Source organism: Amniculibacterium aquaticum (assembly GCF_003852705.1).
In the GTDB taxonomy this organism is placed as follows: domain Bacteria; phylum Bacteroidota; class Bacteroidia; order Flavobacteriales; family Weeksellaceae; genus Amniculibacterium; species Amniculibacterium aquaticum.
In genome coordinates, this window is the sequence record NZ_REFA01000009.1 from 55,035 (window position 1) to 74,577 (window position 19,543).

Consider the following 19,543-nt stretch of genomic DNA (forward strand, 5'->3'; position numbering starts at 1 on the left):
AAAATGTCAAGAATTGGTAAAGCAATTATAAACATTCCTGCGGGAGTTACCATTACTGAAAAGGATGGTTTAGTTACAGTGAAAGGAGCTAAAGGCGAGCTTTCTCAACAACTAACCGAAGGAATCACTATGAATATTGAAGACAATGTACTAACCGTATCTCGTCCTTCAGATTCTAAAACACATAGAGCGTTACACGGTCTATACAGAGCTCTTATCAACAACATGATTGTTGGGACTACACAAGGTTTCGAAAAGAAACTAGAATTGGTAGGGGTAGGATACAGAGCTTCTCACGCTGGTCAGAAACTAGAATTATCTCTTGGTTTCTCTCACGGTATCGTTGTTGATCTTCCAAAAGAAATCACACTAGATACATTGACTGAAAAAGGTAAAAACCCAATTATTACTTTGTCATCTCACGACAAACAACTTCTAGGAATGGTGGTAGCAAAAATCCGTTCATTCAGAAAACCAGAGCCGTATAAAGGTAAAGGTATCAAGTTCGTAGGTGAAATATTAAGACGTAAAGCTGGTAAATCTGCTTAATAAAATTTAAGAAAATGGCATTAAATAAAGAACAAAAAAGAATTAGAATCAAAAGAAGAGTAAGAGGGAAAATCTCTGGCTCTGCTGAATTGCCAAGATTGTCCGTTTACAGAAGTAATAAGGAAATTTACGCACAGTTAATCGATGATAAAGACGGTAAAACTTTAGCTTCTGCATCTTCCAGAGCATTGAATGCTAAAGGTACCAAAGTAGAAATATCTGCTGAAGTTGGTAAAGCAATCGCCGAAAAAGCAAAAGCTGCAGGAATTGAAGCTGTAGTTTTCGACAGAAACGGTTTTGTATATCACGGTAGAGTAAAAGCTCTTGCTGACGGTGCAAGAGAAGGTGGATTAAAATTCTAATCATTAAAATTTCGGAAATATGTTAGGACTAGATAATATAGAAAAAGTAAAACCGGGAGGATTAGAATTGAAAGATCGTCTCGTAGCTGTTAACAGAGTAACTAAAGTTACCAAAGGTGGTCGTGCTTTCGGATTCTCAGCTATCGTAGTGGTAGGTGACGAAGACGGAACCATCGGTTTTGGTCTTGGTAAATCTAAAGAAGTAGCTTCTGCTATTTCTAAAGCAGTTGAAGAAGCTAAGAAAAATTTAGTGAAAGTTCCTGTAGTTAACGGAACTATCCACCACCAAGTATCTGCAAGATACGGAGGTGCTGATGTCTTCTTAAGACCAGCATCTCACGGTACAGGGGTTATCGCTGGTAACACCGTGCGTATCGTTGTAGAATCTGCAGGGATCAAAGATATTCTTTCAAAATCTAAAGGTTCTTCTAACCCTCACAATGTAGTGAAAGCTACTTTCAAAGCGTTGTTGGATATCAGAAGACCAGAAGAAATCGCTAGAATGAGAGGTATTTCATTAAGTAAAGTGTTTAACGGATAATAATAATCTCAATGGCAACAATTAAAGTAAAACAAGTAAGAAGCGCTATCGGGAGAACAAAAACCCAAAAAAGAACGCTTGAAGCATTAGGATTTAAAAAACTTCACCAAGTAATTGAACATGAGGCTACTCCTTCCATCTTAGGAATGATAAAATCAGTAGGACACTTACTAGAAGTTCAAAAATAATTTGAAAAAGAAGTTAGACGATTAAAAATCAGACCTAATTTTTAAGTCTGATTTTTAATCCAAAATCTAACCTCTAACATCTAAAATCTAAAAAACAATGAAATTAAATAACATTCAACCAGCATCAGGTTCTACTCACAATTCAAAAAGAATTGGTAGAGGACAAGGAAGCGGAAAAGGTGGAACTTCTACAAAAGGTCATAAAGGTCAAAAAGCCAGAGCCGGTTATTCTCAGAAAATCGGTTTCGAAGGTGGACAAATGCCTTTGCAAAGAAGATTGCCTAAATTCGGTTTCAAAAACATCAACAGAAAAGAATTTAGAGCCATCAACCTAGATAGCATCCAAACTTTAATTGATACTAAAAACATCGCAGGAGAAATCACTAAAGATGTTTTGGTAGCAAACGGTTTGGCTTCTAAAAACGAATTGGTTAAAATCATGGGTAGAGGTGAGTTGAAATCTGGTGTTTCTATCTCTGCTGATAAATTTACCAAATCTGCTGAAGAACTGATCGCTAAAGCTGGAGGTAAAGCAATTACTCTTTAAAATTAACGAATGAAAGGATTTATACAAACACTTAACAACATTTGGAACCTGAAGGAACTAAGAGAAAAAATTCTCTTCACTTTAGGGATCATTTTAGTGTATAGATTCGCATCTTATATCTCACTTCCGGCAATTAACTTGGCGGAAGTTGGAGATTTATTAGAACATTATAAAAATAACGGTGGAAACAAGCAAGGAGCAGGACTTCTTGGCTTGCTTTCCTCGTTTACAGGAGGCGCGTTTAGTCATGCTTCTGTAATGGCTCTAGGGATTATGCCTTACATTTCTGCTTCTATTATTGTGCAGCTGATGGGGATGGCTATTCCGTATCTTCAAAAATTACAAAAAGATGGAGAATCCGGTAGAAATACTTTGAACCAAATCACAAGATGGCTTACCATTGGAGTTTGTCTCGTACAAGCACCATCGTATCTAACTTCGATTACTCAAATGTTTTTACCTTATGCACAATTCTCTTCTGCATACTATATAGAACCGAACTCTATTATGTTCTGGTTGCCAAGTATCGTGATACTTACAGCAGGTTCTGTATTTGCAATGTGGTTGGGAGAAAAAATTACCGACAAAGGAATTGGTAATGGTATTTCAATACTAATTATGGTGGGAATCCTTTCCAGATTACCAGAGTCTTTCATGCAAGAAGTAGCAACACAAACCGGAAAAGGCGGCTTAGGATCTATCATGATCCTAGTCGAAGTTATTTTCTGGATGTTGGTGGTATTGCTAGCAATTATACTTTCTGTAGCTGTAAGAAAAATTCCGATTCAATATGTGAGTCGTGCTCAGGCTAGAGGTGGTGTAAACAAAAACCTTATGCAAGGTGCAAGACAATGGATCCCTTTGAAAGTAAATGCAGCTGGAGTAATGCCTATTATCTTCGCTCAAGCATTAATGTTCGTACCTGGTTTATTAACAAAATTTGACGAATCCAATACCTTCTTGGCCGGATTCAAAAATGTATTCTCTTGGCAGTACAATTTATTGTATGCGCTTCTTATTATCATCTTCTCATTCTTCTATACTGCGATTACCATTCCGGTAAATCAAATGGCAGATGACTTGAAAAGAAATGGAGGCCTAATACCTAAAGTAAGACCAGGAAAAGACACTTCCGATTATTTGGATGATATTTTGTCAAAAATTACTTTGCCAGGATCAATATTTTTAGCTATCTTTGCAGTCCTTCCTGCATTTGTGCACGGAACGATTGTTCAAACTGATGGATTTGCCCTATTTTTCGGGGGAACATCACTTTTGATTATGGTAGGAGTGGTACTGGATACCGTTCAACAAATCAATACTTATTTGTTGAATCATCATTATGATGGTCTTATGAAATCAAAATTATCAAGAACGAGCGGATTATAATATATGGCAAAACAAAAACATATCGAACAAGATGGCGTTATAGTGGAATCACTATCTAACGCCATGTTTCGTGTAGAATTAGAAAATGGGCATGTGCTTATTGCCCATATTTCTGGAAAGATGCGTATGCATTACATAAAACTCCTTCCGGGGGATAAGGTAAAGTTGGAGATGTCTCCGTACGACCTTACAAAAGGAAGAATAACATTTAGATATTAAATACACAGTAACTATAATGAAAGTTAGAGCATCTATTAAAAAAAGAAGTGCTGATTGCAAAATCGTACGCAGAAAAGGAGTACTTTTCGTAATCAACAAGAAGAACCCAAAATTTAAACAAAGACAAGGCTAAAATTAAATTATGGCGAGAATTTCAGGTATTGATTTACCAAAAAACAAAAGAGGCGTTATCGGCTTAACTTACATCTACGGAATTGGAAGAAGTACTTCTTCAGAAATCCTTAAAGCAGCCGGTATCAGCGAAGACAAGAAAGTCAACGAATGGAATGACGATGAATTGGCAGCAATCAGAACTTACATCTCCGAAAATGTAAAAGTAGAAGGAGAATTGCGTTCTGAAATCCAATTGAACATCAAAAGATTGATGGATATTGGATGTCAACGAGGAATACGTCACAGACTAGGATTACCTTTAAGAGGCCAAAGAACTAAAAACAATTCTAGAACCCGTAAAGGAAGAAGAAAAACTGTTGCTAACAAGAAAAAAGCAAGTAAATAATCTTTAGATTAGAATTATGGCAAAACAAACAAAAGTAGTAAAAAAGAGAAAAGTAAAAGTTGAAGCTATTGGTGAAGCGCATATCCAAGCGTCTTTCAATAACATCATCATTTCTTTGACAAATAAAAATGGAGAGGTTATTTCTTGGGCATCTGCAGGTAAAATGGGCTTCAGAGGTTCTAAAAAGAATACCCCTTTCGCTGCTCAAATGGCCGCTGAAAACTGCGCAGCAGTTGCACACGAAGCAGGTCTAAGAAGAGTAAAAGTTTTCGTTAAAGGTCCAGGTCAAGGTAGAGAGTCTGCGATCAGATCAATTCATAACTCTGGTATTGAAGTAAGTGAAATCGTTGATGTGACTCCTATGCCACACAACGGATGTAGACCACCAAAAAGAAGAAGAGTATAATCTGATATTTTAAATTTTTAATTTCATTTACGAAATCTAAAATCTAAAATCTAAAATCTATTACAATGGCAAGATATATAGGACCTAAAACTAAAATTGCAAGAAAATTTGGTGTTGCAATTTACGGAGACGATAAGAACTTCGAAAAAAGAAAAAATCAACCACCAGGACAACACGGACCTAACAAAAGAAGAGGGGCTAAGAAGTCTGAATATGCAAACCAGTTAACTGAAAAACAAAAAGCAAAATACACTTACGGTATTCTTGAAAGACAATTTGCTAACCTTTATGTAAAGGCGCAAAGAGCTAAAGGGGTTACCGGTGAAGTATTGCTTCAACTTTGCGAGTCCAGATTGGATAATGTTGTGTACAGAATTGGTTTCGCAAAAACCAGAGCTGCAGCAAGACAGTTGGTATCTCACAGACACATCACTGTTAACGGTGAGTTGGTAAACATCCCTTCTTATACTTTGAAGGCTGGTGATGTTATCGCAGTTAGAGAAAAATCAAAATCACTAGAAGTTGTAACCGATGCTTTGGCTTCTAAGTCAAACTACGAGTGGTTGCAATTTAACGACGAGAAGAAAGAAGCGACTTTCGTTTCTGCTCCAGAAAGAATTCAGATTCCTGAAGACATCAAGGAGAACTTAATCGTCGAACTTTACTCTAAATAATTTTAATCAAATTTTTGCTCAACCCAACAATATGGCAATATTACAATTCATAAAACCCGATAAAGTAATTCTATTAAATTCAGATGAATTCAAAGGTCAATTCGAATTCAGACCTCTAGAACCTGGTTTTGGACTTACCATCGGAAATGCATTGAGAAGAGTTTTACTTTCTTCTCTTGAAGGATATGCAATTTCATCTATCAAAATTGAAGGTGTAGAGCACGAGTTTTCTACAATTCCTGGAGTAATTGAAGATGTAACTGAGATTATTCTTAATCTTAAGCAATTAAGATTAAAAGCAAACGCAGAAAATCAAGCCAATGAGCAAGTGGTTGCTAAAGTATCCGGACAAACAGTAGTAACTGCCGGTGACCTAGGTAAAACCATCAACGGGTTTGAAATACTAAATCCTGATTTGGTAATTTGTAATATGACTAAGGATGTAAAATTCGAAATCACATTCAATATCGAGAAAGGAAGAGGATATGTGCCAAGCGAACAAAATAAATCTCACAATGCTCCTGTAGGAACCATCGCCATCGACTCTATTTTTACGCCAATTAAAAAAGTAAAATATGCAGTTGAGAACTATCGTGTAGAGCAAAAAACAGACTACGAAAAATTAGTATTGGACATCGAAACCGATGGATCTATCAGCCCTCAGAACGCTTTAACAGAAGCTTCTAAGATCTTGATCTATCACTTCATGTTGTTCTCTGATGAAAGAATTACTCTTGAAACAGAAGCCGTGAAAGCATCCGTTCAGTACGATGAAGAAACCCTACATACAAGACAACTATTGAAGTCTAAATTAACAGATATGGATCTTTCCGTAAGAGCCCTTAACTGTCTAAAAGCTGCTGAAGTAGAAACTCTTGGAGAATTGGTATCTTTCAGTAAGTCTGATTTGATGAAATTCAGAAATTTCGGTAAGAAATCTTTGACAGAATTAGAAGAATTAGTACATTCAAAAGGTCTTAACTTCGGTTTTGATGTAGCAAAATATAAGTTAGACGCAGAATAATTAAAACAAAACAATGAGACACGGTAAAAAAATAAATCACCTAGGAAGAACTGCTTCTCACAGAAAAGCAATGCTTTCCAATATGGCTTGTTCTCTTATCCTTCATAAAAGAATCAATACAACAGTAGCTAAAGCGAAAGCTTTAAGAGTTTATATTGAACCACTTTTGACGAAGTCTAAGAACGATACAACTCACAACAGAAGAACAGTTTTCGCTTATTTGCAAGATAAAGAAGCCGTTACTGAACTTTTCAGAACCATCGCTCCTAAAATCGCAGAAAGAAACGGAGGTTATACTAGAATCATCAAAACTGGTTTCAGATTGGGTGATGCTGCTGATATGGCTCTTATCGAATTGGTTGACTTCAACGAACTTTACAATCCTAAAGCTGAAGAGAAGAAAACTACGAGAAGAAGTAGAAAACCAGCTGCTAAGAAAGAAGTTGCTCCTGCAACTGAAACTCCAGCAGTTGAAACTCCAGAAGCTTCTACTGAAGAATAAGAAATTTATATTTCTAAATACTAAGCCACCTTTTTTAGGTGGCTTTTTTGTTATATTTTTTTATTTTTGAATTTCAAAAAACTTATTCTATGACCATGCGCCTTTATATTGCGTTACTAACTTTATTCTGTACTTTATTTTCGTTTGGGCAGAATACTTCCTCCACTTTTGAAATTAAAAATGGAGAATTTTATTTAAACAATAAAGAATTCAAAATCCATTCTGGTGAACTGCACTATTCCAGAGTTCCTAAAGAATATTGGAAACATCGATTGCTCATGATGAAAGCAATGGGTCTGAATGCTGTTACCACCTATGTTTTTTGGAATTACCATGAAGAAGCTCCCGGAAAATGGAATTGGTCCGGTGAAAAAGATTTAAAGAAATTCATTAAAACAGCACAAGAAATTGGGCTTTTTGTAATCATTCGTCCTGGACCTTATGTCTGTGCCGAATGGGATTTTGGGGGGTATCCATGGTGGTTACAAAATGATAAAAACTTGGAAATCCGAACCGATAACCAGGCTTTTTTAGAAGAATGTAACAAGTACATTGTGCAATTGGCTAAACAAATTAAACCTCTTGAAATTCAAAATGGTGGCCCGGTAATAATGGTTCAGGTGGAAAATGAGTTCGGTTCTTATGCCGTTCAAAGACCCGACATTTCTTTGGATCAGCACAGGACTTATTCCCATAAAATTAAAAAGATGATTGTTGACGCCGGTATTCAGTCCAAATTGTTTACTTCTGATGCCAGTTCTCTTTTCAAAGAAGGATCGGTTTTAGGCGCTTTGCCAACAGCCAATGGTGAAGATGATGTCGATAGACTAAAAAAATCAGTAAACCAATATCACAACAGGCAGGGTCCGTACATGGTTGCAGAGTACTATCCGGGTTGGCTGGATCATTGGGCAGAACCTTTTCCTAGAGTTTCCACAGAAAAGGTAGTGGCTCAGTCCAAAAAATATTTGGACAATGGCGTTTCATTCAATTATTATATGGTACACGGTGGGACTAATTTTGCATTTTGGGCTGGAGCTAATTATGATAATAACCACGACATACAACCCGACCTTACGAGCTACGATTACGATGCACCCATTTCTGAAGCCGGTTGGGCAACTCCTAAATACAATGCACTTAGAGCATTATTTCAATCAAAATCGTCTGAAAAATTCATAGAAGTTCCTAAAGCACAGCCTTTAATTGAGTTTAAAGATATTAAATTCACCAAGTCATTACCCATTTTTGATTTCGTAAAAACCATTAAACCTGTGGTTGCTGCTCAACCTTTGACCTTCGAAACTTTAGGCCAAGGTTACGGTTTCGTTTTGTACAGAACGACCGTAAAAAAATCGGAACAAGGAAAATTATTGATCAAAGGACTTAGGGATTATGCCAACATTTATGTAAACGGAAAATGGGTGGGCGAAGTAAACCGCTACTATAAAAAATACGATTTGGATGTACAAATCCCTGCCAATGCACAATTGGACATCTTGGTAGAAAATATGGGCAGAATAAATTGGGGTGCCGAAATTGTAAACAATCTTAAAGGAATAATTTCACCGGTTTTGTTGAACGATACACCAATTGACGGGCATTGGGAAATGTACCGTTTGCCTTTTGATAAAATGCCAAAAATGAATACCAATATTCAAGCGTTTGAGGCTCATCAACCCATTATAAAAGAAGCTACTTTTACCTTAAAAGAAGTGGGAGATACCTTCTTGGATATGCGAAATTTTGGTAAAGGTATTGTCTTTGTAAATGGCAGAAACATTGGAAGGTATTGGTCTAAAGTCGGCCCACAATTGACTTTGTATGTGCCGGGAGTATGGTTGAAAAATGGTAAAAATACCGTACAAATTTTCGAACAGATCAACGATACGGATCAAACCTCAATTTCCAGTCAAAAAGAACATATAGTAGATCAATTGGTTTCTAAAAAATAAAAGTAAACACCCGCCTAATCGATGATTGGACGGGTGTTTTGAAAAACAACTATAGGATCATGAATAAGGATTCTAACTTTTACAATGCTTCTTCTAAAATTTCATTTTGGATTTCCACGGTGTTCAAGGCTTGTTCCAGATCTGCGATAATGTCATCGATGTGTTCTATGCCCAAACTCAGTCGGATTTGTCCTGGAAGAATGCCGGCCTCCAATCGTTCTTGTTCCGACAATTGTTCGTGGGTGGTCGATGCCGGATTGATGATAAGTGTTTTCGCATCGCCCACATTGGCAAGGTGAGACACCAGTTGCAGATGATCGATCAATTGAACGGCACTTTCTCGCCCTCCTTTTATTTCAAAGTTAAGCACACCTCCAAAACCGTTTTTAAAATATTTTTTTGCGTTTTCGTAATCTGGGAATGTTTCCAAACCTGGGTACAATACATTTTTTATTTTAGGATGATTTTGTAGATACTTGGCAATTTTCAATGCGTTTTCCACCGTTCTCTCCACTCTCAACGATAGGGTTTCTACGCCGTGCAACAATAGGAAAGAGTTGAAAGGTGAGATTGCTGGGCCAAAGTCTCTAAGCCCTTCGACTCTGGCTTTTATGATGAAAGCAATGTTTCCAAATTGAGAATTGACTCCAAATACATCCGAGAAAACCAATCCGTGATACCCTTCTGAAGGTTCAGAGAATTGTGGGAATTTGCCGCTTCCCCAATCAAAGTTTCCTCCATCAATAATAATTCCTCCAATCGATGTTCCATGTCCACCAATCCACTTAGTAGCCGATTCTACAACAATGTTTGCGCCATGCTCAATGGGTCTGAACAGATAACCGCCGGCACCAAAAGTATTGTCAACAATCAGCGGGATGCCGTGTTTTTTTGCCACTTCCGAAATGGCATCAAAATCTGCAACATTCAATGTTGGGTTGCCAATGGTTTCTAGATAAATGGCTTTGGTATTTTCATCAATTAATTCCTCAAAATTTTCAGGTTGATCATCGTTTGCAAATCGAGCCTCAATGCCCAATTTTTTTAAAGAAACTTTAAACTGATTGTGACTGCCTCCATAAATGTAAGGTGAGCTCACAAAATTATCGCCTGCTTGCAGGATGTTGGTCAGTGCCAAAAATTGTGCAGAATGTCCCGAAGCGGTTGCCAAAGCTGCAACGCCTCCGTGCAAAGCCGCTAATCTTTTTTCCAAAACATCGGTAGTCGGGTTCATCAATCGGGTGTAGATGTTTCCAAATTCTTTCAGACCAAAAAGATTGGCTGCATGTTCTGCCGAGTTGAAAACATAAGATGCCGTTTGGTACAACGGTACAGCTCTGGAATTGGTGTCTTTGTCCACAGGTTGACCTGCGTGTACTTGCAAGGTTTCGAATTTTAAATTGCTCATAGTATAAATTATTTTAGGTTAATTTCTATTATTCGCAACTTATCCTGAATTCATCGGAAAAAAAATACTCTTCCGACAAGTCGAAAGAGTAGGATATAGTTTTGTATAACTATCGTACTGATTTTCGGACCTATCTTTCCCAAATTTTTGGGTTGAATGTGGCACCTTATCTTTCGACAGGTTGCCAAGGTTTCATCGGGTCAAGTCCCTCCACCTTTCTGGATAAGTTGTTCATTTATTTCTAAATGACGATGCAAATTAATGACATATTTTTTGAATATTCAAAATAAAATTCACTTTATTTTGTAAATATTTAAAAATTCATTCGGATTGTGTGGTGTTTTTTTCATTCCCTTTACTTTATTAATCGTATCTGGCCCTAGTTTTTTAGCCTTTTGGTTTTTGAGAAAAAATGTATCTTTAAGCCTTAATAAAAATGTAAAAATGATACGATATTTATTCATTCTCATGGTTTTTGTTTTTCAAAACCTCTATTCTCAAAATGAACTTATTCCACAACCAAAATCATTAATTCTAGAAAAAGGGGAGCTGAAATTTGGTGAAAATTGGCTCATAAATGCTAAAGAATTTCCTAAAGAAGCTCAATATTTGGAAGATTTTTTAAAACAGAATTTCAAATTTAATGTTGAGCAAACTTCCTTTTCTGCTAACGGGATTCCGAATGTTGTTCTAAAATCGAACACGAAATTAAAGGAAGATTTTTACACCTTGACGGTGGGTAAAACTGTGGTTATAGAAGCGAGAGACGGCAAAGGAATTTTTTACGGCATACAAACTTTAATACAGCTGATTCATGAGAATTTAAGCAAAGGCCAAATGCAGTATCTAAAAATTGAAGATCGTCCGGATTTTCAGTGGAGAGGTATGCATTTGGACTGTTCACGACATTTTTTTTCTAAAGATTTTGTGAAAAAATACATCGATTTTATCGCGATGTACAAAATGAATACCTTTCATTGGCACCTTACCGACGACCAAGGTTGGCGGATAGAAATTAAAAAATATCCAAAGCTAACAGAAGTAGGCGCTTGGAGAAACGGCTCTATGATTGGAGCTTACAGCGAGCAAAAATTCGATAACGAAAGATACGGTGGATATTACACGCAAGAAGAAATAAAAGAAATTGTAAAATATGCCGCCGATAGACATGTAAACATTGTACCCGAAATAGAAATGCCGGGACACGCCGTGGCTGCGATTGCCTCTTATCCAGAATTGGGATGTACAGGAAAACAGATTCCTGTTGAAAATAAATGGGGCGTTTTTGAAAATGTTTTCTGTCCGAAAGAAGAAACTTTCAAGTTTTTGGAAGATGTTTTAACGGAAGTGATTGCGTTGTTTCCCTCAAAAACCATTCATATCGGAGGCGATGAATGCCCGAAAGAAAATTGGAAAAAATGTGCACACTGCCAAGAGCTCATCAAAAAATTCAATTTGAAGGACGAACACGGACTCCAAAGCTATTTTATACAAAGAATTGAAAAATTTCTGAACGGAAAAGGAAGGGAAATTATCGGTTGGGACGAGATATTGGAAGGTGGACTGGCTCCAAACGCGGCGGTAATGTCGTGGAGAGGATTTGAAGGTGGGATAGAAGCCGCCAAACAAAAACACAATGTGGTGATGACTCCTGGAGATTTTTGCTATTTCGACCACTACCAAGGCGATGCCAAAAATGAACCTCTTGCTTTTGGCGGAAATACCACGGTAGAAAAAGTGTATTCCTTCAACCCAATTCCTAAAGAATTAAAAGAGGATGAAAAAAAATATATTTTAGGTGCTCAAGCCAATCTTTGGACCGAGTACATTTTAGATTCTAAACATGTGGAATACATGGTTTTTCCAAGAATAGCGGCTCTTTCCGAAGTGTTGTGGGGGAAAAAATCGTCGTATGACGAGTTTCAAAAAAGATTGTTCAGGCATTTTTCTTTACTTCAGTTATTGGGGATTAATTACAGCAAATCCATTTTTGAAGTCACCGGAAAATCGTTGGTCAACGAAACCGGAAATCCTGTAGTGTTCGCCTTGAAAGGTTTTGACGGTGCCCATGGAATTTATTATACTTTAGACGGTTCCGAACCGAATTTGAATTCAATAAAATACATTTCGCCATTCCCAATCAACAAAAGCTCCACCGTACAAGCGGCGTATTTTGAAAATGGAAAAATAAAGTCTAAAGTTTTTTCTCAAAAGATTAAAGTCTCAAAATCAACCGGTAAAAAAGTGGTTTTAGAAAATGAACCCAGTGAAAAATATTTTGGTATTGGTGCCCAAACTTTAACCGATGGGATAGAAGGAGTTGCTGCCAAATTCAGAAACGATTGGTTAGGCTTCACCGGTAAAGATGCGGTTGCAACAATAGATTTTGGTGGAAAAACCAATTTTTCTACCGTGAAAACCAATTTTGTAAAATCCAATGAAAACTGGATTCATCTACCACAAAGCGTTCAGCTGTTTGTTTCGGATGACGGTATTCATTTTAACAAAATAAAAGAAATTCCAAATGCCGATATTGTAAAAGCAAACGGTCAACTGAACATCAACATCGGAAACCAAAATGCCAGATTTATAAAAATGCTAGCTACCAACACGACCAAAATCCCCGATGGTTTTGCTGGTGCAGGATATCCGGCGTGGTTGTTTGTTGATGAAGTTTCTGTTGACTAGATTAAAAAATGAGCGAGATGCATAAGTCAGCAGATGGATTTATTTGATTTTAATATTAAAATTTAGCATTAATTTCAAATCTTTAACTGCAGTCCTAATTTTGTGAAATGTTACATGAAAATTTCAACTATGGAAAACAGAAGAAAATTTATAAAAAAAGCAGGAATACTTTCTGCAGTATTAGCCGTACAACCTTGGAAAGCAGAAGAGTTATTGCCCAATCAACCAAAAACTAAACGAAAGCCTGTGGTTATTTCTACCTGGGATTTTGGAAAATTAGCCAACGCCGGTGCTTGGGAAATTTTACAAAATGGAGGAAAAGCATTGGACGCGGTAGAAAATGGCGTGAAAATTACCGAAGCCGATCCAAAAGAAAGAAGCGTTGGTTATGGCGGAAGACCCGACAGAGACGGCAAAGTAACGCTAGATGCTTGCATCATGGACGAAAATGCAAACATCGGTTCGGTGGCTTGTTTAGAAAACATCATGCACCCCATTTCTGTCGCCAGAGCCGTGATGGAAAAGACTCCTCATGTGATGTTGGTGGGTAATGGTGCTTTTGAATTTGCACTCAGTCAAGGATTCAAAAAAGAAAATCTACTCACTCCTGAGTCTGAAAAAGAATGGAAAGAATGGTTGAAAACTTCTCGATATCAACCGGTGGTCAATATCGAAAACCACGATACCATTGGTATGATTGCTTTGGACAAAGACGGAAATCTTTCCGGTGCCTGTACCACTTCGGGTATGGCGTACAAAATGCACGGCAGAGTTGGCGATTCGCCCATTATTGGAGCCGGTTTGTATGTGGATAACGAGGTGGGTGCAGCCACAGCAACCGGACACGGTGAAGAGGTTATCCGTACCTGCGGGTCGCATCTGGTGGTGGAATTGATGCGTCAAGGAAAAACACCGCAACAAGCTTGTGAAGAGGCCGTGAAACGAATTCATAAATTTATTTTGAATAGAAAGAAAAACCCAAAAGACATACAGATTGGTTTTATCGCCCTCAACAAATACGGAGAAACAGGGGCTTTTTGCTTACAAAAAGGTTTCTCGTATGCGCTGAGAACCGATACAGAAGACACGATAATTCAAGGAAAAAGTTTAATTTAACATGAAAAGATTCACTTCTCTTTTACTCTTTTTTTACGCCATAAATTTCTTTTACACTCAGTCATGGGAAAGGAATTTGTCTTTGGAAAAATGGAATTTTAACCAAGAAGGAAAATCGGAAATTCTCCCGGCAAAAGTTCCAGGAACCGTACACACCGATTTGTACTACAATAAAAAAATAGAAGACCCTTTCTATTCCGACAACGAACAGAAAATACAATGGATAGAAAATGAAAATTGGATTTATACCACTCAGTTTGAAGTTTCTAAAAAGGAATTGAACCAAGATCATATTCAGTTGCAGTTTCTGGGTTTGGATACTTATGCACAGGTTTTTCTCAACGGCAAGAAAATTTTAGCGGCCAATAATTTTTTTAGAACTTGGGAAGTTGATGCTAAAAAACATTTGAATGTTGGAAAGAATGATTTGAAAATTATTTTCAATTCTGCGGTGAAAAAAGGAAAGGAAGAAATGGCCAAACTGCCGTACAAACTTCCGGAAAACGAAAGAGTGTTTGTAAGGAAACCGCAATATCAGTTCGGTTGGGACTGGGGACCTCGCTTGGTAACCGCCGGAATTTGGAAACCCATTTTGCTCAAATTTTGGAACAATGCCGAAATTATCTCGGTGAAACACCAACAAAAAATTAATAAAGAAAACGCCGAAATTCTTTTTAATATTCTTGTCAACGCTGACAAAACCGGTGTGTACAATTTAACCATCAATAAAAATAAAAAAGAATTTCAACTAAAGAAAGGAGTGAATTCCTTGGATTTTCCGGTGGCAATTACAAACCCTCAACTTTGGTGGACTCACGATTTGGGCACTCCCAATTTGTACCATTTTGAAATTGCTTTGGCAAAAGGTTCAACGGTTTTAAATTCAAAAAATATAAAAATTGGACTCAGAACCGTAGAGTTGGTACAAGAGAAAGACAACGCAGGAAAGAGTTTTTATTTCAAACTCAACGGCAAAAAGCTGTATGCAAAAGGCAGCAACACGATACCTCTGCATTCTTTTTTGCCCACTGTGACGGGTAAAGAGTACGAAAAACTCGTTGGCGAAGCTCTTTTTGCCAACATGAATATGATCCGGGTTTGGGGCGGTGGAATTTACGAAGACGATGCCCTCTACGATTTCTGTGATGAAAAAGGAGTTTTGGTTTGGCAAGATTTTCCTTTTGCCTGTGCCATGTATCCCGGCGATAAAGATTTTTTAGAAAATGTGAAAAAAGAAGTTGTGGACCAAGTTACCCGTTTGCAAAACCACCCAAGCCTTGGTATTTGGTGCGGAAATAATGAGAACGACGAAGGTTGGCACAATTGGGGTTGGCAAAAACAATTGGGATATACAAAGCAAGATTCTACAAAAATTTGGAAGGATTATGTGAAATTATTTCGAGAAATTATCCCCAAAACGCTGGATTCGGTTTCGGCACAAAAACCCATTTATTGGCAGAGTTCTCCTTCCAACGGATGGGGCAGGAAGCAAGCCTACACCGAAGGCGATGTACATTATTGGGGCGTTTGGTGGGGCATGGAGCCTTTTGAAAAATACAAGGAAAAAGTAGGACGATTTGTTTCGGAATACGGCTTCCAAAGTATGCCACAGGCGAGTACCTTTCAAGCGTTCACCCAAAATTTGAGTTTTGAAGATGCAGGAGTTAGAAACCATCAAAAACACAAAACAGGATATGAAACCATAAAAACATATATGGAAAGGGATTTTCCAGTTCCAGAGAAATTTGAAGATTTTATTTACATGTCCCAACTGGTGCAAGCCAGAGGAATGAAAATTGCGATTGAAGCCCACAGGACTTCAAAACCGTATAACATGGGGTCTTTGTATTGGCAACTGAACGATGTTTGGCCTGTAACTTCGTGGAGTTCTGTGGATTATTTTGGAAATAAAAAAGCGGCTCATTTCGACATAAAAAAAGCTTTTGAACCGACATTATTTACCGTAGATTTTAAGGACAATGCCTATAAAATATACCTCAATCGGGATGACGAATGGGTTGAAGCTGGGGAGTTGACTGTTGTTTTGAAGGATTTTAATGGGAAAATTTTGAAAAATTGGACAAAGAAATCGGAGAGAAAATCCGAACTCGAAAAGATGATTTTACAAATTAACTGCCCGGAACTGAACGGTTTTGATGTGAACAGTTCTTATCTGGAGCTGCTTTGGCAGAGTGATAAAGAAATTCGTCAGAACTATTTTTTTGTTGCTCCAAAATTCTTAAATTTAACAAAAGCCAATGTTCAAATAAAAAAAATAAATCGTCATAGCATAGCAGTTACAACAGATAAATTGGTAAAAGGTTTGTATTTGGAAAATTTATACGGAAATTTGTCTGATAATTATTTTGATCTTGGTGCCGGTGAAACCAAAATTATTACCGCTCCACACGAAATCGAGATCAAAAATATGAAGTCGTTGAATGATTTTATTCAACCTAAAAAATAAAATAGAAATGTTAGAAATCGCTTGTTTTGAAATCACTTCTGCCGAAATGGCTTTGCAATCTTCTGTGGATAGGATTGAGTTTTGCACCGAGCAACAAGAAGGTGGGCTGACTCCTGATTTGGAAGAATTTCGTTATCTAAAATCCAAATATGCCACACCCATCCATGTTATGATTCGTCCGGTTGGTGGCGGTTTTAATTATTCCGATGCCGAGTTCGAAGAGATGAAAAAGGAATTGATCGCCTTTAGAGACGCCGGTGCCGATGGTTTCGTATTCGGAATATTGAAAGGAAATCATGAAGTGGATGTCGATAGAAATAAAATCTTAGTACAGTTGTCGGAAGGCAGACCCTGTGTGTTTCACAGAGCAATCGATAGAACTCCGGATGTATTTTCGGCAATGGAGGATTTGGTGAACTGTGGTTTTTCTGAAGTGCTCACCTCTGGTGGGAAATCCTCGGCAATGGAAGGAAAAGAAACTTTGAAAAAAATGATTGATCGCTACAACGATACGGTGAAAATCCTAATTGGAGGTGGTGTTCGGTCTGGAAATATCGATGAGTTGAAATCCTCAACCGGTGGCAAAAGATTTCATTCAGCAGCCATTTTGCCCTATGAAAGTTTTGTGAACATCGACGAAATAAAAAAGCTAAAACACTAAACATAAACTTAAACTTAAAAACCGCACAAAATGAAAAAAACAATCCTTGGCCTTTTGATGTTGGGTCTACTCACACTTACCGCCTGTACTAAAGAATCGGGCAATAAAAACATCGTTAAATCTGAAACGACAGCGGAAGATCCGTCTGTGGATAAAGCGCATCGTTCTGGTAGCAATACCTATACCTACAGAGGCTTGGAAGGGTACAGAGCGAAAGTGATTTTTACCAACCTCGACGGTGAGAATACCCTGACCATACAAGCCAACAACAGCCGTTTTCAGTTGGATAAAAAATCCGAAGATGAAGGTGAAGTTCATTACGAAAGAAACGGAATTTCGGCCATTTCAAAAGGCGATTCCCTGATCGTTACCCAAGACGGAAATGTCATTCCTTTGGCTTGGGACAATTAAAATAGAAAACACCGTATTTCCATCATGGAAGGATTATCTTTTTAGTCCTTCCATGATTTTTTTTTTGCCTATTTTTGTCTTCAAATTTTTATAAAAATGCAACAGACGACCAATACTGTACTCATGATAGAGCCTATCGCTTTTGGATACAATGCTCAGACTGCCGAAAATAATTATTTCCAAGTGAACCAACAAGGCGATGAAACCCAACAAAAAGCGTTGGTAGAGTTTAATAATTTCGTAACCAAACTTCGCGAGAAAGGCATCCAAGTTATTACGGTAAAAGATACATTGGATCCGCATACACCGGATTCTATTTTCCCCAACAATTGGGTGAGCTTTTCTGCCGATGCAAAGGTTTTTCTCTATCCAATGTTTGCTCCCAACCGTAGAGACGAGAGAAGAATGGACATTTTGGAAATGGTACAATCTAAAGGTTTTAGAGTTGATGAAATCGTCGATCTAAGTGCTTCAGAAAAAGAAAATATTTTTTTGGAAGGTACAGGAAGTATGATTTTCGACCATGTGAATAAGATCGCTTATGGCTCGGTTTCTCTTCGTTTGGACGAACAATTATTTAGAGATTTTTGTGAAAAAATAGGGCATCACGCAGTGGTTTTCCACAGTTATCAAACGGCAGGAGAACAAAGGTTGCCCATCTACCATACCAATGTGATGATGTGTGTAGCAGATCGTTTTGCTGTAATTTGTTTGGATTGTATTGACGATGTTGCTGAGAGAAAAATGGTGAAAAATACACTGTTGAATTCCGGTAAAGAGATTGTTGAAATTACCGAGCAACAAATGCAAAATTTTGCCGGAAATATGCTTCAAGTTAACAACAACGAAGGCGTAACTTTTCTTGTGATGAGCCAGACGGCCTACAAATCTTTGAATGCTGAGCAAGTGATTGCCATAGAAAAATATTCAGAAATTATCTACTCGGATCTCAACACCATTGAAGTGAACGGAGGCGGTAGTGCAAGATGCATGTTAGCAGAAGTCTTCTTACCAAAGATTTAAGCACATCTTTTCAGTAATTTAGATACCACCTTTTGGGTGGTTTTTTTATTTTCGGAAGTGAAAATATTTATGCTTTTCATGAAAATAAATGGGCTTTTTAAAAAAAAAATATTTAATTTTTCAATTAATTTTTATAATATTGCAAAGGAAAGTTGCGAGTGCGAAGTTTTAGCATTAACGATTTGTTAATACTCAACGGTTCTGCAAGTCCAAAAGCACGAAGAAAATAGAATGGAAAATAGAAAGTTTATTACTTGTAATAAACCGTTGTATGTTGTACAGCGGATTTTCTATTTGTGTTTCGTACTTTTCCTACCTTAGTTTTCGCGCAATCATCTGTCGCAAACAAATCCCAAATACATCTTACAAACGGTGCTGTATTTTTTTCCAATGAAGAGAATGCAAATAAAAAGCATGTAGAAAAGATCCACATAACAAGTGGAGCGCAATTAGTTATTTCTCCTCAAACTAAGCTTACAGTTGTTCAAAAAAGAAAATCGTCTTCTTTTGTTCCTAAAGAAAATTCTCAAAAGAAAATCAAGGAGCTTAAAAAGAAGATTGCTCTCAACCAAAACAAAATTCAGCATACGAATCGTTTTGTAAATTATACAAGCTCCGAGAAATTCAGCAGTTCTCATCGGTTTTCGAGTATAGCAATACCGAGCATTCAGTTGAGCCAAGACTTTGGAAAGCATCACGAATTTGTTTTTCATGTTTTTGATTTTGGCTACACAATCGTGTTGCTGTTTTTGACAGCAGGATTTGTTTTAAGTATTTCTCACAACTCGTTTAGAGTTCGTCCTCCCCCTTTTCATTTGTCGTTCGGCTTTTAGCCAAGGTATTTCACATCATGATATCGCACGATGTAAATAAAAATTTCAAAAAATAAAATT

The 19,543-nt window shown here is 37.4% G+C and carries 22 protein-coding genes and 1 riboswitch; of the genes, 21 read left to right on the forward strand and 1 reads right to left on the reverse strand.

Annotated elements, in window-relative coordinates; genetic code table 11:
• Positions 1-3: 3 nt before the first annotated feature.
• From rplF to EIY84_RS05615, 14 genes are all read left to right on the forward strand, one after another.
• Positions 4-549, forward strand: coding sequence for a 50S ribosomal protein L6 (gene rplF, locus EIY84_RS05550; RefSeq protein WP_124641030.1), 546 nt, complete (start codon positions 4-6; stop codon positions 547-549).
• A 14-nt stretch (positions 550-563) separates the two neighbouring features.
• Positions 564-911, forward strand: coding sequence for a 50S ribosomal protein L18 (gene rplR, locus EIY84_RS05555; protein WP_124641033.1), 348 nt, complete (start codon positions 564-566; stop codon positions 909-911).
• A gap of 19 nt (positions 912-930) precedes the next feature.
• A complete protein-coding gene (gene rpsE, locus EIY84_RS05560; RefSeq protein ID WP_124641035.1) occupies positions 931-1,452 on the forward strand; it encodes a 30S ribosomal protein S5 in 522 nt (173 codons plus the stop codon).
• A gap of 11 nt (positions 1,453-1,463) precedes the next feature.
• Positions 1,464-1,640: a 50S ribosomal protein L30 gene (gene rpmD, locus EIY84_RS05565; protein ID WP_124641037.1), complete on the forward strand. Its 177-nt coding sequence runs from the start codon at positions 1,464-1,466 to the stop codon at positions 1,638-1,640.
• 97 nt (positions 1,641-1,737) lie between these two features.
• Positions 1,738-2,187, forward strand: coding sequence for a 50S ribosomal protein L15 (gene rplO / locus EIY84_RS05570; protein WP_124641039.1), 450 nt, complete (start codon positions 1,738-1,740; stop codon positions 2,185-2,187).
• Positions 2,188-2,196: 9 nt separating this feature from the next.
• On the forward strand, positions 2,197-3,576 hold the full coding sequence (gene secY / locus EIY84_RS05575; protein ID WP_124641041.1) for a preprotein translocase subunit SecY: 1,380 nt from the start codon (positions 2,197-2,199) through the stop codon (positions 3,574-3,576).
• Between the two features lie 3 nt (positions 3,577-3,579).
• Positions 3,580-3,795 carry a translation initiation factor IF-1 gene (gene infA / locus EIY84_RS05580; RefSeq protein WP_124641043.1) on the forward strand — a complete coding sequence of 72 codons (216 nt, stop codon included), beginning with the start codon at positions 3,580-3,582 and terminating at the stop codon, positions 3,793-3,795.
• A gap of 16 nt (positions 3,796-3,811) precedes the next feature.
• The gene (rpmJ, locus tag EIY84_RS05585; protein WP_007839480.1) at positions 3,812-3,928 is read left to right on the forward strand and encodes a 50S ribosomal protein L36; all 117 of its coding nucleotides are present in this window, start codon (positions 3,812-3,814) and stop codon (positions 3,926-3,928) included.
• A 9-nt stretch (positions 3,929-3,937) separates the two neighbouring features.
• Positions 3,938-4,315: a 30S ribosomal protein S13 gene (gene rpsM, locus EIY84_RS05590; RefSeq protein WP_124641045.1), complete on the forward strand. Its 378-nt coding sequence runs from the start codon at positions 3,938-3,940 to the stop codon at positions 4,313-4,315.
• A gap of 16 nt (positions 4,316-4,331) precedes the next feature.
• Positions 4,332-4,721 carry a 30S ribosomal protein S11 gene (gene rpsK / locus EIY84_RS05595; protein ID WP_124641047.1) on the forward strand — a complete coding sequence of 130 codons (390 nt, stop codon included), beginning with the start codon at positions 4,332-4,334 and terminating at the stop codon, positions 4,719-4,721.
• A gap of 65 nt (positions 4,722-4,786) precedes the next feature.
• On the forward strand, positions 4,787-5,395 hold the full coding sequence (gene rpsD, locus EIY84_RS05600; protein WP_124641048.1) for a 30S ribosomal protein S4: 609 nt from the start codon (positions 4,787-4,789) through the stop codon (positions 5,393-5,395).
• A 31-nt stretch (positions 5,396-5,426) separates the two neighbouring features.
• The gene (locus tag EIY84_RS05605; protein WP_124641050.1) at positions 5,427-6,419 is read left to right on the forward strand and encodes a DNA-directed RNA polymerase subunit alpha; all 993 of its coding nucleotides are present in this window, start codon (positions 5,427-5,429) and stop codon (positions 6,417-6,419) included.
• 13 nt (positions 6,420-6,432) lie between these two features.
• Positions 6,433-6,921: a 50S ribosomal protein L17 gene (rplQ, locus tag EIY84_RS05610; RefSeq protein ID WP_124641052.1), complete on the forward strand. Its 489-nt coding sequence runs from the start codon at positions 6,433-6,435 to the stop codon at positions 6,919-6,921.
• A gap of 89 nt (positions 6,922-7,010) precedes the next feature.
• Entirely contained in the window at positions 7,011-8,876 is a 1,866-nt protein-coding gene (locus EIY84_RS05615) for a glycoside hydrolase family 35 protein (protein WP_317124606.1), read from the forward strand.
• Positions 8,877-8,955: 79 nt separating this feature from the next.
• On the opposite strand, the gene EIY84_RS05620 is transcribed toward EIY84_RS05615, so the two are convergent.
• Positions 8,956-10,284 (reverse strand): O-acetylhomoserine aminocarboxypropyltransferase/cysteine synthase family protein, encoded by a 1,329-nt coding sequence (locus tag EIY84_RS05620; RefSeq protein WP_124641054.1) that lies wholly within the window; start codon positions 10,282-10,284, stop codon positions 8,956-8,958.
• A gap of 127 nt (positions 10,285-10,411) precedes the next feature.
• Positions 10,412-10,513: riboswitch (SAM riboswitch) on the reverse strand.
• A 215-nt stretch (positions 10,514-10,728) separates the two neighbouring features.
• Between EIY84_RS05620 and EIY84_RS05625 the strand changes: the two genes are divergently transcribed.
• From EIY84_RS05625 to EIY84_RS05655, 7 genes are all read left to right on the forward strand, one after another.
• Complete coding sequence (locus tag EIY84_RS05625) at positions 10,729-12,972, forward strand: glycoside hydrolase family 20 protein (protein WP_124641056.1); 2,244 nt, start codon at positions 10,729-10,731, stop codon at positions 12,970-12,972.
• Positions 12,973-13,101: 129 nt separating this feature from the next.
• Positions 13,102-14,088 carry a N(4)-(beta-N-acetylglucosaminyl)-L-asparaginase gene (locus EIY84_RS05630; RefSeq protein WP_124641058.1) on the forward strand — a complete coding sequence of 329 codons (987 nt, stop codon included), beginning with the start codon at positions 13,102-13,104 and terminating at the stop codon, positions 14,086-14,088.
• A 1-nt stretch (position 14,089) separates the two neighbouring features.
• The gene (locus EIY84_RS05635) at positions 14,090-16,555 is read left to right on the forward strand and encodes a glycoside hydrolase family 2 protein (protein WP_241154738.1); all 2,466 of its coding nucleotides are present in this window, start codon (positions 14,090-14,092) and stop codon (positions 16,553-16,555) included.
• Entirely contained in the window at positions 16,530-17,216 is a 687-nt protein-coding gene (locus EIY84_RS05640) for a copper homeostasis protein CutC (protein ID WP_241154739.1), read from the forward strand. Before EIY84_RS05635 ends, EIY84_RS05640 begins: the two co-directional genes overlap by 26 nt.
• Positions 17,217-17,246: 30 nt before the next feature.
• Entirely contained in the window at positions 17,247-17,627 is a 381-nt protein-coding gene (locus tag EIY84_RS05645) for a hypothetical protein (RefSeq protein ID WP_124641060.1), read from the forward strand.
• 96 nt (positions 17,628-17,723) lie between these two features.
• Positions 17,724-18,650 carry a citrulline utilization hydrolase CtlX gene (gene ctlX / locus EIY84_RS05650; RefSeq protein WP_124641062.1) on the forward strand — a complete coding sequence of 309 codons (927 nt, stop codon included), beginning with the start codon at positions 17,724-17,726 and terminating at the stop codon, positions 18,648-18,650.
• Between the two features lie 296 nt (positions 18,651-18,946).
• Entirely contained in the window at positions 18,947-19,483 is a 537-nt protein-coding gene (locus EIY84_RS05655) for a hypothetical protein (RefSeq protein ID WP_124641064.1), read from the forward strand.
• Positions 19,484-19,543: the final 60 nt, after the last annotated feature.

Bases quoted from the DNA above. Each gene is read 5' to 3' on its own strand.
- rplF (WP_124641030.1), top strand. From the start codon at position 4: ATGTCAAGAATTGGTAAAGCAATTATAAACATTCCTGCGGGAGTTACC.
- rplR (WP_124641033.1), top strand. From the start codon at position 564: ATGGCATTAAATAAAGAACAAAAAAGAATTAGAATCAAAAGAAGAGTA.
- rpsE (WP_124641035.1), top strand. From the start codon at position 931: ATGTTAGGACTAGATAATATAGAAAAAGTAAAACCGGGAGGATTAGAA.
- rpmD (WP_124641037.1), top strand. From the start codon at position 1,464: ATGGCAACAATTAAAGTAAAACAAGTAAGAAGCGCTATCGGGAGAACA.
- rplO (WP_124641039.1), top strand. From the start codon at position 1,738: ATGAAATTAAATAACATTCAACCAGCATCAGGTTCTACTCACAATTCA.
- secY (WP_124641041.1), top strand. From the start codon at position 2,197: ATGAAAGGATTTATACAAACACTTAACAACATTTGGAACCTGAAGGAA.
- infA (WP_124641043.1), top strand. From the start codon at position 3,580: ATGGCAAAACAAAAACATATCGAACAAGATGGCGTTATAGTGGAATCA.
- rpmJ (WP_007839480.1), top strand. From the start codon at position 3,812: ATGAAAGTTAGAGCATCTATTAAAAAAAGAAGTGCTGATTGCAAAATC.
- rpsM (WP_124641045.1), top strand. From the start codon at position 3,938: ATGGCGAGAATTTCAGGTATTGATTTACCAAAAAACAAAAGAGGCGTT.
- rpsK (WP_124641047.1), top strand. From the start codon at position 4,332: ATGGCAAAACAAACAAAAGTAGTAAAAAAGAGAAAAGTAAAAGTTGAA.
- rpsD (WP_124641048.1), top strand. From the start codon at position 4,787: ATGGCAAGATATATAGGACCTAAAACTAAAATTGCAAGAAAATTTGGT.
- EIY84_RS05605 (WP_124641050.1), top strand. From the start codon at position 5,427: ATGGCAATATTACAATTCATAAAACCCGATAAAGTAATTCTATTAAAT.
- rplQ (WP_124641052.1), top strand. From the start codon at position 6,433: ATGAGACACGGTAAAAAAATAAATCACCTAGGAAGAACTGCTTCTCAC.
- EIY84_RS05615 (WP_317124606.1), top strand. From the start codon at position 7,011: ATGACCATGCGCCTTTATATTGCGTTACTAACTTTATTCTGTACTTTA.
- EIY84_RS05620 (WP_124641054.1), bottom strand. From the start codon at position 10,284: ATGAGCAATTTAAAATTCGAAACCTTGCAAGTACACGCAGGTCAACCT.
- EIY84_RS05625 (WP_124641056.1), top strand. From the start codon at position 10,729: ATGATACGATATTTATTCATTCTCATGGTTTTTGTTTTTCAAAACCTC.
- EIY84_RS05630 (WP_124641058.1), top strand. From the start codon at position 13,102: ATGGAAAACAGAAGAAAATTTATAAAAAAAGCAGGAATACTTTCTGCA.
- EIY84_RS05635 (WP_241154738.1), top strand. From the start codon at position 14,090: ATGAAAAGATTCACTTCTCTTTTACTCTTTTTTTACGCCATAAATTTC.
- EIY84_RS05640 (WP_241154739.1), top strand. From the start codon at position 16,530: ATGATTTTATTCAACCTAAAAAATAAAATAGAAATGTTAGAAATCGCT.
- EIY84_RS05645 (WP_124641060.1), top strand. From the start codon at position 17,247: ATGAAAAAAACAATCCTTGGCCTTTTGATGTTGGGTCTACTCACACTT.
- ctlX (WP_124641062.1), top strand. From the start codon at position 17,724: ATGCAACAGACGACCAATACTGTACTCATGATAGAGCCTATCGCTTTT.